The sequence below is a fragment of the Bacillus sp. TE9106W genome, from assembly GCF_054062215.1.
This window is the reverse complement of the sequence record NZ_JBSSFA010000003.1, coordinates 164,412-177,190: the sequence shown is the minus strand read 5'-3', so window position 1 is coordinate 177,190 and position 12,779 is coordinate 164,412. Positions and strand designations below refer to the sequence as shown.

Annotated in this window: 17 protein-coding genes and 3 pseudogenes; 15 read left to right on the top strand and 5 right to left on the bottom strand. The window is 33.8% G+C overall.

Annotated elements, in window-relative coordinates:
* Positions 1 to 54 precede the first annotated feature (54 nt).
* On the top strand, positions 55 to 1,263 hold the full coding sequence (locus tag ACVWY7_RS07295; protein ID WP_000024444.1) for a macrolide family glycosyltransferase: 1,209 nt from the start codon (positions 55 to 57) through the stop codon (positions 1,261 to 1,263).
* 169 nt (positions 1,264 to 1,432) lie between these two features.
* Positions 1,433 to 2,278 (top strand): YitT family protein, encoded by an 846-nt coding sequence (locus ACVWY7_RS07290; protein WP_000755132.1) that lies wholly within the window; start codon positions 1,433 to 1,435, stop codon positions 2,276 to 2,278.
* Between the two features lie 46 nt (positions 2,279 to 2,324).
* Here the strand turns inward: ACVWY7_RS07290 and pdxR are convergent, their stop codons facing one another.
* The gene (gene pdxR, locus ACVWY7_RS07285; RefSeq protein ID WP_073522981.1) at positions 2,325 to 3,725 is read right to left on the bottom strand and encodes a MocR-like pyridoxine biosynthesis transcription factor PdxR; all 1,401 of its coding nucleotides are present in this window, start codon (positions 3,723 to 3,725) and stop codon (positions 2,325 to 2,327) included.
* A 130-nt stretch (positions 3,726 to 3,855) separates the two neighbouring features.
* Between pdxR and ACVWY7_RS07280 the strand changes: the two genes are divergently transcribed.
* Positions 3,856 to 4,278, top strand: a complete 423-nt coding sequence (locus ACVWY7_RS07280) for a GNAT family N-acetyltransferase (RefSeq protein ID WP_001021913.1) — start codon at positions 3,856 to 3,858, stop codon at positions 4,276 to 4,278.
* Positions 4,279 to 4,425: 147 nt separating this feature from the next.
* Positions 4,426 to 5,553, top strand: coding sequence for a metallophosphoesterase (locus ACVWY7_RS07275; protein ID WP_000411288.1), 1,128 nt, complete (start codon positions 4,426 to 4,428; stop codon positions 5,551 to 5,553).
* A gap of 31 nt (positions 5,554 to 5,584) precedes the next feature.
* Here the strand turns inward: ACVWY7_RS07275 and ACVWY7_RS07270 are convergent.
* The 3 genes and pseudogenes from ACVWY7_RS07270 to ACVWY7_RS07260 all read right to left on the bottom strand — a co-directional run.
* Positions 5,585 to 5,860: pseudogene (locus ACVWY7_RS07270) on the bottom strand (DUF1648 domain-containing protein); the annotation flags it as partial.
* A gap of 289 nt (positions 5,861 to 6,149) precedes the next feature.
* The gene (locus ACVWY7_RS07265) at positions 6,150 to 7,505 is read right to left on the bottom strand and encodes an RNA-guided endonuclease TnpB family protein (RefSeq protein WP_456523726.1); all 1,356 of its coding nucleotides are present in this window, start codon (positions 7,503 to 7,505) and stop codon (positions 6,150 to 6,152) included.
* A 318-nt stretch (positions 7,506 to 7,823) separates the two neighbouring features.
* Positions 7,824 to 8,183 (bottom strand): annotated as a pseudogene (locus ACVWY7_RS07260) (DUF1648 domain-containing protein); the annotation flags it as partial.
* A gap of 136 nt (positions 8,184 to 8,319) precedes the next feature.
* Here ACVWY7_RS07260 and ACVWY7_RS07255 point away from each other — a divergent pair.
* From ACVWY7_RS07255 to ACVWY7_RS07205, 11 genes and pseudogenes are all read left to right on the top strand, one after another.
* A complete protein-coding gene (locus ACVWY7_RS07255; RefSeq protein ID WP_000843680.1) occupies positions 8,320 to 8,877 on the top strand; it encodes a GNAT family N-acetyltransferase in 558 nt (185 codons plus the stop codon).
* A pseudogene (locus ACVWY7_RS07250) lies at positions 8,856 to 8,978 on the top strand (2'-5' RNA ligase family protein); the annotation flags it as partial. The gene ACVWY7_RS07255 and the pseudogene ACVWY7_RS07250, both read left to right, overlap by 22 nt.
* Positions 8,966 to 9,451, top strand: a complete 486-nt coding sequence (locus ACVWY7_RS07245) for an N-acetyltransferase family protein (protein ID WP_456523758.1) — start codon at positions 8,966 to 8,968, stop codon at positions 9,449 to 9,451. The pseudogene ACVWY7_RS07250 and the gene ACVWY7_RS07245, both read left to right, overlap by 13 nt.
* Before the next feature lie 12 nt (positions 9,452 to 9,463).
* The gene (locus ACVWY7_RS07240) at positions 9,464 to 9,832 is read left to right on the top strand and encodes a cupin domain-containing protein (protein ID WP_000688097.1); all 369 of its coding nucleotides are present in this window, start codon (positions 9,464 to 9,466) and stop codon (positions 9,830 to 9,832) included.
* Positions 9,833 to 9,852: 20 nt separating this feature from the next.
* Positions 9,853 to 10,047 (top strand): hypothetical protein, encoded by a 195-nt coding sequence (locus ACVWY7_RS07235; RefSeq protein WP_001233483.1) that lies wholly within the window; start codon positions 9,853 to 9,855, stop codon positions 10,045 to 10,047.
* Positions 10,048 to 10,233 carry a hypothetical protein gene (locus tag ACVWY7_RS07230; RefSeq protein WP_000917621.1) on the top strand — a complete coding sequence of 62 codons (186 nt, stop codon included), beginning with the start codon at positions 10,048 to 10,050 and terminating at the stop codon, positions 10,231 to 10,233.
* A 268-nt stretch (positions 10,234 to 10,501) separates the two neighbouring features.
* Positions 10,502 to 10,693, top strand: coding sequence for a hypothetical protein (locus ACVWY7_RS07225; protein ID WP_001182252.1), 192 nt, complete (start codon positions 10,502 to 10,504; stop codon positions 10,691 to 10,693).
* Between the two features lie 125 nt (positions 10,694 to 10,818).
* On the top strand, positions 10,819 to 11,022 hold the full coding sequence (locus ACVWY7_RS07220) for a hypothetical protein (protein ID WP_000476180.1): 204 nt from the start codon (positions 10,819 to 10,821) through the stop codon (positions 11,020 to 11,022).
* A gap of 9 nt (positions 11,023 to 11,031) precedes the next feature.
* Entirely contained in the window at positions 11,032 to 11,262 is a 231-nt protein-coding gene (locus ACVWY7_RS07215; protein WP_002002623.1) for a DUF4176 domain-containing protein, read from the top strand.
* Positions 11,263 to 11,312: 50 nt separating this feature from the next.
* On the top strand, positions 11,313 to 11,501 hold the full coding sequence (locus ACVWY7_RS07210) for a hypothetical protein (RefSeq protein WP_000516416.1): 189 nt from the start codon (positions 11,313 to 11,315) through the stop codon (positions 11,499 to 11,501).
* Between the two features lie 142 nt (positions 11,502 to 11,643).
* Positions 11,644 to 11,835: a hypothetical protein gene (locus ACVWY7_RS07205; RefSeq protein ID WP_000917614.1), complete on the top strand. Its 192-nt coding sequence runs from the start codon at positions 11,644 to 11,646 to the stop codon at positions 11,833 to 11,835.
* A gap of 495 nt (positions 11,836 to 12,330) precedes the next feature.
* On the opposite strand, the gene ACVWY7_RS07200 is transcribed toward ACVWY7_RS07205, so the two are convergent.
* Positions 12,331 to 12,654: a hypothetical protein gene (locus ACVWY7_RS07200; RefSeq protein ID WP_000715530.1), complete on the bottom strand. Its 324-nt coding sequence runs from the start codon at positions 12,652 to 12,654 to the stop codon at positions 12,331 to 12,333.
* Positions 12,655 to 12,779: the final 125 nt, after the last annotated feature.

Here is a 12,779-nt window from a genome sequence, read left to right as displayed (position 1 = left end):
TTTAAATTAATTAATATAATTAATTATTAATAATATTAGATAGGAGAGAATATGATGGCAAATGTACTCGTAATAAATTTCCCTGGAGAAGGTCATATAAATCCCACTATAGCTATTGTAAGTGAGTTAATTCGGCGAGGGGAAACAGTTGTTTCGTATTGTATTGAAGATTATAGAAAGAAGGTTGAAGCAACAGGCGCAGAATTCCGAGAGTTTGAGAATTTTCTCTCTCAAATTAATATTATGGAACGAGTAAACGAAGGTGGGAGTCCTTTGACTATGCTATCCCATATGATTGAAGCATCAGAGCGTATTGTTACCCAAATTGTAGAAGAAACAAAAGGAGAAAAGTACGATTACTTACTATACGATAATCATTTTCCAGTAGGACGTATTATAGCGAATGTTTTACAATTACCTAGCGTTTCTTCTTGTACAACGTTTGCTTTTAATCAGTACATTACTTTTAACGATGAACAAGAATCGAGACAAGTAGATGAAACGAATCCGTTATATCAATCTTGTTTAGCGGGAATGGAAAAATGGAATAGACAGTATGGAATGAAATGTAATAGTATGTACGATATTATGAATCACCCTGGTGATATTACCATCGTATACACTTCAAAGGAATATCAACCACGTTCAGGTGTATTCGATGAATCGTATAAGTTTGTCGGTCCATCAATTGCTACTCGAAAAGAAGTAGGTAGCTTTCCTATGGAAGATTTAAAAGGTGAAAAATTGATTTTTATTTCTATGGGAACAGTTTTTAATGAACAACCTGAGTTATATGAAAAATGTTTTGAAGCGTTTAAAGGGGTAGAAGCGACAGTCATATTAGCTGTTGGTAAGAAGATAAATATAAGTCAGTTTGAAAACATTCCGAATAACTTTAAGTTGTATAATTATGTGCCACAATTAGAAGTATTACAGCATGCTGATGTATTCGTGACACACGGTGGTATGAATAGTTCGAGTGAAGCACTATATTACGGTGTCCCGTTAGTTGTAATTCCGGTAACAGGAGATCAGCCTTTAGTTGCGAAACGAGTGAATGAAGTAGGGGCAGGAATAAGGCTTAATCGTAAAGAATTAACTTCTGAATTGTTACGTGAGACTGTAAAGAAAGTAATGTATGATGTAACGTTTAAGGAAAATAGTCGTAAAGTTGGAGAGTCACTTCGCAGTGCTGGTGGATATAATAGGGCAGTTGATGAAATATTTAAAATGAAAATGAATTCCTACTTAAAACTTAAATAAATGTTTGGAACACACTTACTGTACTATGTAAGTGTGTTTCTATAAATAAATTATATAAAAAATCACTGTAAAGGTGAAACTTTTGTGTATATAAACTGATATCTTTGAATTAGTAGTAAAATTACGTTAAAATAATACTAAGAAAATATATAAGTTTTGGGGGTAATGAATGAAGAAAGTATTTGAATACGTATTATTAACAATTGGCTCAATTATTGTAGCGGGTTCATTAGAGCTTATTTTAGCGCCTAATGGATTAGTAGATGGCGGGGTAACAGCCATTGCTATTATGGCGAATAAAGTTGCAGGATTGCCGCTTTATGGAGTGTTCTTAGGAATTAATATCCCGATTTTATTATTTACTGCAAAAGTAATGGGAAAGAAGTTCTTTATCCGTACATCCTATGCAAATGTTGTGACAACACTTGGATTGATTTATTTGAAACCATTTCCAGCAATTACAACTTCTGAATTGTTAATTGTTCTTTATGGAGGAGTTCTATTTGGTGTTGGTGTAGGGATTGTAGTAAAAATGGGCGGAGCAATTGATGGATCAGAAATGTTAGCTGTTTGGATGAATAAACATTTTAAAGTGCCGATTAGTACATTTTTACTTGCAGTAAATGCGGTTATTTTCATCTTTGTTGCCATTTTATTCTCAATTGAACAAGCGATGTTCTCATTAGCAATTTTCTATATTGTTACGAAGATGATTGATTTCATATTAGATGGCATTAATCAAGGAAAGAGTGTTATGATTATTTCTGGTAAAAATAAAGAAATAGGCGATCTACTTATGAAAGAATTGCAATTATCCGTTACGTATCTACATGGAGAAGGTGGTTTTTTAGGAGAACATAAGAGAATCATTTATTGTATTACAAACCGTTTCATTTATCCGAAAATGAAAGATCTCGTTCTCTCTGTAGATCCAACTGCTATTATTGAAGCTTCCTATTCAACAGAAACAACTGGTGTCAAACGTCCGGGAAGGGCAATGAGATCAGAAAAATAGTGCATGAAAATAGCTCCACGTAAGTATAACTTGCGTGGAGCTATTTTTATTTAGGGAACCACGCTTTTTTCAGTAATTTGACAACAGTTTCGATATAATCCTCTGGAATACTGCCAAAACCGAGTAATACATACGATTCCTCCCTTACATTATGAACAGAATCGTATGTCGAGAGAGGGTATAACTTAATACGTTGTTTTGCAGCTGCATGAAGAAGTTCTCGTTCGTTCATCCCATTATGAACGTGAAGTACAATATGAAGTCCGGATTGTTCACCGAGTATATGAACGTTATTTCCCATTTCGTTTGTAATAGATTTAATTAAAGAAATATGTTTTCTTTTATATAACGTACGACTTCGGTTAATATGACGTTCCCAATCCCCATTTTGAATAAAGGTGGCGAAGGTAAGTTGTTGCATTGTAGAGACAGTTTGTTTAAACATACCACCAAGTTCTTTATAGACTTTTAAAAGATGAGGTGGTAAAACGATATATCCCATTCGTAAAGAAGGTAAAAAAGATTTCGAGAAAGTTCCCATATAAATAACACGTTCATTTGAATCTAGCCCTTGTAAAGAAGGAATAGGTTTTCCTATATAGCGAAATTCTCCGTCGTAATCATCTTCAATAATATACCCCTTACAATCATTTGCCCATTTTAATAACTCGAGTCTTCTAGATAACGGCATAATGATTCCGAGTGGGAATTGGTGAGATGGAGTGACATATGCAACATTGGCCCCCGATTCACGTAAAGCGGAAATATGAATCCCTTTATCATCTAAAGGAATCGGGTGAACAGGAAGGCCACAACTTTGAATCATGGCAGGTATACGGTGAAATCCAGGATTTTCGATTCCGTATTCTTTTTTTGAACCAAGTAGTTGAAGGAGTAGCCAAAGAAGAGGTTGCGTACCTGCTCCAACAATAATTTGATCAGGTGAAGAATGTACCCCGCGAGCATGATATAAATACTTTGAAATATGTTCTCGTAGAACGAGCTCACCTTGTGGATCTTCTTTAGCAAATAATTCATCTTCATATTGAAATAAAGTTTCGTGTAATGCTCTTTTCCAGTTTGTTATCGGAAAAGCCTTTTGATCAATAAGCCCTTGACTACAATCATAATCATATTGTTCGCTTTCTTTATTGTTAGCAATGTTTGACGCAATTTGCTGTTTCTTTTGAATGACATCAATATCAACTTCCGCAACAAAAATCCCACGTTTCGGTTTGCTTTCTACATACCCTTCAGCTTGTAATTGTTGATAAGCGGATTCAACTGTAATACGGCTCACATTAAGTTGCATAGCTAAATTTCTATGAGAAGGAAGGCGTGTACCAGCACGTAGTGATCCTAGAGAGATTTCTTGTTTCATATATTTGTAAATTTGTAAGTAAATGGGTTTCTTACTTTGTAATTGTAATGGAATAGTAAAATCCATGTTATGAACGCTCCTTTAAAACTGTCCTTATAAAAAAGAATTGAACTGTCACTTAAACTAAGGGCAGTCGCTTTCTATAATGATGATATAGCATTTAGAAAATTTTATAAATAGTAAGGAGAGAATCATAATGAATATTAAAGAAGTAGTAACAGAAGCAGATTTACATGAAGTATTTCCCGTATTACAGCAGCTGCGAACAAAACTTTCAAGAGAAGAAGCAAGTTGTTTATTTCAAAAAATGAAAGAAGAAAGTTATAAACTATTTTCGCTATGTAATGAAGAGGAAGCAGTGGTTAGTTTAGCAGGTGTAGCGATTTGTACGAATTTTTATAATGAGAAACATGTTTTTGTATATGATCTTGTAACTGCGGAAGCTCACAGATCAAAAGGGTATGGTAATGTTCTGCTGTCATATGTAGAAAAATGGGGGAAAGAAAAAGGGTGCAGTTCTATCGTTCTTACATCTGCGTTTCCAAGAATTGATGCACATCGTTTTTATGAAAGAGAGGGTTTTGATAAGGTAAGCTATTCTTTTTATAAAGAGTTATAATACTAAGTAGGTTCCGTGTGTAAAAATATATGGAACCTATTTTCTTTTTCAGATTTGAGCTAGGGACAGGTCTAGCGATATGATTTGTCGAATATTAGAAATTTAAAATGGAATATTGAATTCAGAGAATGTTAGGAGCGTTTAAACTTGGAAAAAATAAAGGAATTATCTATACCAAATGATGTAAGAGTCATTATTATTTCTGATATTCATGGAGAAATAGATCTTTTTAAGGAATTACTACATAAAGTTAATTTTAAAGATGAAGATTATTTAATTATTAATGGTGATCTTTGTGAGAAAGGAAGAGATAGCATTGGCGTCGTAAACTATGTGATGGATCTAGTAGCTAGTAAGCCAAATGTGTATGTAATAGAAGGGAATTGTGAAGTTGTAGTTGAAGCGCTTGTAAATGAAAATCCTGCATTAATAAATTATTTATGTACGCGAAAGAATACAATTTTCAATGAATGGCTAGCACAATTGGATGTTACCGTTCATGAAGAAAGTGATATTTGTGAAGTGAAAAACATATTGATGGGTCATTTCTCAAAAGAAATAAAGTGGCTAACAGAATTACCAACAGCTATTGAAACGGAAGATTATATCTTTGTACATGCTGGCCTTGAAGATAGAGAGGATTGGAAAGAAACAGAACGAAAAAATGCGATAGCAATGCCGGAGTTTTTCAATCAATCACATAAAGCAAATAAGTATGTAGTTGTTGGTCATTGGCCTGTTGTAAACTACTCAGAGAAGGCACCGTCTAACAATCCAGTTATTGATAAGAAGAAAAAGATTATAGCAATTGACGGCGGAAATGCGATTAAAGAGGCAGGACAATTAAATGCATTTATCATTCAGAGGACAAGTGCAAGTGATAAGTTTTCTTATACATATGTAGACTATTTTCCAGAATATGAAGTAATAGCAGATTTTCATGCCGATGCAACAATGCAGGGCGGGGTTACCTATCCACATTATTACATAGAGCTTATTGAGAAGAAGCAAGATTACACAATATGCAGGCAAAAGGAAACGAATACACTACTTTCTGTGAAAGATGAATACATTAAGCAACTAGATTCAGGTGAATACACAGTGAAAACCGATATTTCTTGTGCACAAATAAGCGTAAGAAAAGGGGATATTGTTTCTCTCATTGATGGTAGCTGCTCAGGCTATGATTTAATTAAAAAAGATGGAGTAGAAGGCTGGATAGAGAAAGGGATTTTAGTTGAGATAGAAAAGGTGAAAAAGAAAATATTTAGTTGAAATAGGAGGGAGGCAACCTCCTATTTTTTTATTACCTTTTTAAATGAGTAGATTGTTTGCTGTCTTTAATAAGTAAATAAATCGTACTCGGTAAAATGACAAGCGTCATTCCTAAAATAATTGCTAGTATAGCATAACCTCTATACGGAGCAGAAATGATAAATGGGAGCCCCGCTAGGAAAATACCTGCTATTATCATTGAAATACTACAAATATTTGAAGCTCTTTTTTCAAGGTGCTTATCATTCCACTCCAATGAAACGGTTGATTTAGTCGTATCAATTTTGGAACTGAAATAGCCTATTAATGTCAACTACCCCCACTGAGATAAAGCCTTTCAGTGGGGGCTTGAGTTCGAACGCTAGGTCTTTTCGTCTATCGCTAGACAGTTTGACGCTCTAGCATTCATGCCACCTTATGGTAACACCCCAAGTCTGTTTTTGGTTGGTACTGACAACGAACGATTGTTTTCCCACTTGCACCACCCTTTCGAAAAAGAGCAGTTCTCCCTTGTGGAAGAAGCCACCACTCAGATGAATCCGGCGTGTGCTACAAGCCCCGACAAGTCAAGTACACATGGATGGTTGACGCACCCACTAAGCTATGCGCGAAGTAACAGCCTTACGTTTTTGCACTTCTAATAGAATCGGCGTTTTTACTTTCAGATTGTCATCCCATTCTATAACTCCTGATTTTTTCAATGTATTCAGCGCACCATTAATATCAGCATGAATACATGTTCCTGCTTTACTTTGATACATACCACGAGTAATTCGTTTGCCGCTAAAGCGATACTGCGTCCTATCATCCTTAGACCAAACTGGAACCGGATCCTTATCAAGAAAACTAGCTTTTGAAGTATAGCTTTCTTCTTGTTTGAAAAATCGGATGCCTTCTTTTACACATTTATTCTCAATCGCAGCAATCAATTTTTGAAATGGGATTTGAACAAACTTTTGATTATTCTTTTTCCCCATATGAGATTTTTGTTTCCAACCAGCGTTATACCCTATAACAATCGTATCTATATCGAATTCTTTCACTTTTTTGAACAATAGGCCTACCGTTTGTGCAATGTAACCGTTTATTTGTCTTTCTCGTTTATGCCAAAGTGCAGCCATTTTATTCGTTACAATACGTTTTGAAATTCCATTGTCCATATTTTTCTGTTGGAGGTTACATATCATTTTGTTGAAGTACTGGTTTATGGATTTTAGTTTTTTTCCATCAATTAAGAAGGCATCACCTGTATGGGTTACGCAACTTACTAATCTGTCTACACCTAAATCGCAACTCAAAGCGTTACTCGTAGTCGTGGATGGTTTCTTCATTTGAGAAACGTGCATTTCATATGTATAATGCACCTCAAAGAACCGACCTTTTTGCTTCGGTACAATCTCAATGTAGGAGATGTTTTTATTTCTTAAATTTTTTGGCATACGTATTTTAATAGAACCGAATTTTTTTCTGAATGCAACATTCATTGGAATGATCCAATACCCGTTCTCATCCACTTTTGGCACTTGATAGATTTCAATGATTCGTTTGTCAGTGGAACGAGAATAATTTGGAAACTTCGGACGACCTGTGAACTTCTCGGGATTTTTCTTCCACTGTTCCAATGCCTTAAAAAAGCTCTTCACTTCTGTAAATAAGGATCTACGAATCGCTTGAACAGAGTTTGATTGAACTCCTGGGTAGTTCATATTGGCTTGCATGGCAGTGTCCACTTCTTTTACAGTAGCCATCCTGTTATGATTCAAGTAACTTTGTTTCATCGTGTACAAGCCAACATTTCGCAACGCTTTTGAACTATGTGACATGCGTTGCAGTAAGCGGAATTCTTTTGCAGTCAGACAAGCTCGTCCGATATTCTGTTTCTGCGTGAATCGTTGCATCGTTTCTCTTTTCTTTTGTTTACGTAATACTTTCACTGCTTTCTTTCTAGCCATTGTTTTCACCACCTTTCTTAGAGGAATTTTTAAATTTTTTTGACAAATCAACATTTAGAAAGAAATGGAACAAGAACATCTTCTTCATCGTAATTCCTTTTGGATCAAGTAGAGGAATGAGAATCATTATCTAATTTCGTTGTCTTACAATCTATTTCCTCCTTATCTACATGATATCGCAAGAAAAAAAGAAACAAACATTCGCCTTCAAACATTATTATGAGCGAAACAAAAGAGTTCAGCCTACCTTCTACGGCAATTCATCACCACCTGAATTGTTGGGTTTCACCCGTAACACAAATCAGATGGAGTTTTCTTGCCGAAAAGGATAAATAAAAGCCCTAATGCTAAAAATATGAAATGATCAAGAGGAAGTGAAAAGCCAAGAGCGATAAGGGCAATGACAATATCAACAAAAAATAAGAATAGTAACATTGTGTTGCCGATTAAATGGAGAAATTTCTGGTTACTCGCTGCTTTAGATAAAGCTAAAAATAAAAAGAATACGAAGGAACATATAATTATATTTACGATAACAAAAGTGCCTTTATCCATTGTTGATGTAGGTGTTCCATTGAAGTCCCATTTCGTAACAATATTTGATGGTAAGAAGAAATAGAGAATAATATTTGTCGTAACAATAGTGAGAAATAAAGTAATACTAAATCGATTATTCATTGAATCACCAGCTTTCTACATGCATAATTGTTATCTTATAACAAAATTATACAATATAATAAACGATATCTGTTTTGATTTTTCAGAAAAAATATTATAATTATATATGAAATAAAGAGGAGTGTAGGAGGAAATTATGAAAAGCGTAATCATAAAAGGGGATAGAGTAACAATTCGTACAATTGAAGAATCAGATATAAAAACATTATGGAATCTCGTGTTTAAAGAAGAAAATCCAGAATGGAAAAAATGGGATGCACCGTATTTTTCGTTTTCGATGCAAGAATACTCAGCCTATAAGGAAAAGATGCAAACTCGTTTAAAAGAAGAACCGCTATCCAATTTAATTATAGAAAATAACGGTCAAGTTATAGGGACGGTCGGATTTTATTGGGAGTATAAACCGACGCGTTGGTTGGAGATGGGAATTGTCATTTATAATCCGGCTTACTGGAATGGTGGTTATGGTACAGAAGCGTTAACGTTATATCGGGATTTACTATTTGAAAAGATGGAGATTGGTAGAGTAGGGCTCACGACTTGGTCTGGTAATGAACGAATGATGAAAGTAGCGGAGAAAATAGGAATGAGCTTAGAAGGTAGAATGCGCAAATGCCGTTATTATAACGGAACGTACTATGACTCTATTCGAATGGGAATGATTCGTGAAGAATGGGAAGCATTGAAAAATTAAAATTAATTAAGGTGGATTATGAAAATGGTTCTGCCATTTCTTCTAGTATATTAGCAGAATATAATGTAAAGAGAATGGAGACATCGAGATTACATATGTAATTAGAGAAATGAAGCAAGAAGATATTCATGCTGTACAATCAGTAGCGAAAATAGCTTGGCATGATACATACGAAGGCATTATTCCGAGAGAGATTCAAGACAGTTTTTTAGACGAGGCTTATTCTGATGAAAAAATGAAATATCGTCTTGAGAATACACATTTATTCGTTGCAGAAGAAGAGGGAGAAGTAATTGGCTTTGCAAATTTTTCACCTGTTAGACTGCAAAACGAAGCAGAATTAGGTGTGATTTATTTGCTACCAGATCAACAAGGGAAAGGGATAGGAAGTGCTTTATTACAAAAAGGGTTAACAGTATTAAAAGGAATTCGGAAACTATACATTCATGTAGAAGCAGCGAATGAAAAAGGAAAACGTTTTTATGAAGCGAAAGGTTTTGCACAATTAGAGGAATTTGAAGAAGATTTTGAAGGACATATGATGCAGACAGTAAGGATGGTTTTATACATATAAGGAGGACTAGAAGTGAAAATCTTTGATTTTAGTGAAAAAGTAGGAAAGCAAATTACAGCATTTCAATCTAATTTCGTAATGTCGAAAATAGTAAACCATCAAGGGAATATACATATCGGTGCTATGCATGTAAAAGAGAATGGAATAATTGGATATCATGAAGCAGTTGTATCGCAACTGCTTCTTATTGTGGACGGAGAAGGATATGTATGCGGGGCAAATAAAGAAAAAGTGAAGGTGGAAGCGGGACAAGCTGTGTTTTGGGAGAAGGGTGAATTTCATGAAACGAGTACAGAAAAGGGATTGATGGCAATTGTGATTGAGTCGGAGGAACTAGAAAAAGGAATTTTAATGAAAGAAGTAGGAAAGTTTGATGATTAAGGTGTGTAAGGAGGGGGAATATGCGCAAAGTTACACAAATAGTAATATGCGCCACAGCAGTATTATTCATTACATTAGCTATGGTAAATGGAGAAACGTGGAAAGATAAAATTGTTATTTCACTAGCTGTTCTTATATTTACTGGATTTTCTTTAGTATGGAACACATTTGTTATAAATCTTATGGAGAAATTCAATAGAAAAAGGAGTAACTAAATGTTAAAGCAAGGAAGAATTATAATTGTTATTGGCACATTAGTAACGCTCATCGCGAGTTTTATGGTGCCAGTAGACAATAAAACAAGATTAATAAATGTACTCGTAATATTTTTATTCGGTGTAATAGCTGTGTGGTCTTCAGTTTTATTTGAACGAATTTATCAAAAGATACATAAAAAGTGAAATAAATAAAACTTTTGTCGATTGGAGTAGTAGTGAAACTAGAGGGATTAAAACACTTTTGATGATTATTGTTATAATGGTCGAATCGGCACATAAATGTAATTTTGATTATGTAGACAGCCAAACTAGCAATAGAAGTTACGGTTAATAAGTAAGAAGTTGAATGAAATCTTTTCTTATATTAGATTTTACTCTAGTTATAGGAGACCATGGGTTATGTTGTAGGCGATACCATTAAGTTTGAGGATTAAGAGAGGAGCGTATGAATATGCAACCATTTAAGGCTGGAAAATATATTACATATGTTGCAATTGCTATATTTCTTGTAGTTGCTATAATGTCTCCTTATGAATTACCTAAAAAGGTTGCTTTTATTATAGGTGTTCTTATTTTAGGAGCATGTGCACTTGGGACTAATAAATTTTATGAACGAACGCATAGTAAATTTAAACATAAATAAGGCGAATACAATAGGGGGAAATCATCATGATAATAATATCTATTAAGAGCAATTTCGAGGGAGATAACCCATAAAGGTTTCGGAGGAGGTTTTTTCTTGAAAGCTGAAAAAAGGAGTAAGCACACATGTTTAAACAAGGACGTATTTTGATGTGTATTTTTACCGTGGTGCTATTTTTTTCTTCATTCTTTTTTCCACAGCCAATGGGAAAAAGGTTTTTAACAGCTATTGCAGCATTAATTATTGGTGGAATAGGTATTGGAATTTCCTATCTATTAGAAATTTTGAGTAACAAGTCGAAGAATATATCTAAAAAGAATGAAGAATGACGAATGACGATGAAGCTTTTCCCGATTGGTTCAGTTGTAAAGCTAAAAGAATTAAACCAACCTGTTATGGTTATTGGAAGAATGATCATTTCAGCAGATAAACATGATTTTGATTATGTAGGTGTTCCTTATCCAGTGGGCTATTTAGGTGATGAAAAAGTATTACGTTTTAATCATGATAAGATTGTAGAGGAAATGCATAGAGGATATATGACTGAGAGTGAATTAGTAGAATTGTAAAGTGGTTGGAAAATACATATAGATTTTAAAAATACGAAAGGGGAAACAAAATGGGAAAGATAATGAGAACCATTGTAATCATAGGTATACTTATCCCTCCGGTACTACTGTGGAGTGCACCTGATGTTCCTTTAAATGATAAACTGCTGTTTATAGGGTTACAACTAACTGTAGGATTCACCACAGTGGTAGTGTTAGAGATTATGTTTAAAAATCGAAAAAAGAAGAGAGAAAAATAGAGATAGATTGTATGGAATCACAGCTGAAAATATGTAACATGTATAACTAATAGTTTTAATTGGGGGGTGACCTACCAGTTGCCTCTTTTAACGTTATAGTTATAGTTTTAATTTTATCTGAAAAAGAAAAAGGAGCAACGATATGCTTAAGCAAGGCAAATTTATGATTATTATTGGCACAATGGTACTTGTTATTGCAGGGTGGTTTTTCCCATTTAATTTATGGCAGAAACTATTTTTCAGTATTGGTATGATTAGTATTGGGATGTTGGCATATGGAAGTTCAGTATTATTTAATCGTTTAGCTAAAAAAATTACAAATAGAGGTGAATAAACACCTAGGAATTTTTTATTGATTGAGAAATGTTAATAATAAATTTTCCATAAGAGTTGGAGAGAGTCTTACTATAATTAGTAAGTAGGGAATAGTCTCTTATGGTTATGGTGGAGGTTTTTCGTTTGAATTTGAGAAAGAAGAGTGATTATAAAATACGAAAGTTTTCGAAAATAATGATATGTATTGGTGTGTTAATAATGATTATGCTAGGTATGATTGTATATGATACATGAAAGGATAAAATTTATTTTTCTTTAGCAGTACTGTTTGTCACTGCACTTTCTTTATTGTGGAATATAGTTGTTCAAAATCTCATGGAAAAAATCAATGAAAAAAGAGAATAAATAACTATGAAACCGTTCCAATTGGAACAGTTATTAAAATAGAGGATATAGAACACCTAATTATGATAATTGGAAGATAGGTGAAAAATAAAATAAGCCATCCGTTTGGACAGCTCATTTACATAATTCTCGTTATTGAAAGTGAAAATTATTTGATAAAGTAATCCCAATAACTTATTACTACAAGTATTAAAGATAATACTGTATAAACAATAGATCCTATTAAAATAGGATTTACACTTAATTCAAATTTTTCTTCCGCTACTTTAATACCCAATCTAGCTTGAGCTTGAAGGCGAACACTGTTGCTAGCAAATCCGTCTTTACTGCTAAAGTAATATGTAATAATGACAAAACATATTCCAGCGAAGAAAGTTAAATCAACAAAACTCCATTTTAAGATCTTAGATGATTTATATACAATTCCAGCTTCAATCATTATAGTTACAAGTAATCCTAATCCTTTTTTCATGTAATCAATCCTTTTGTATTCTCTAATGATTTCGAAAATTATCACTTATAATCATTTTATCATGTGATAAGAAGAAAAAACGAGGGATTTTTATTATATATTGTGTTCATCCTCAATTAACATAA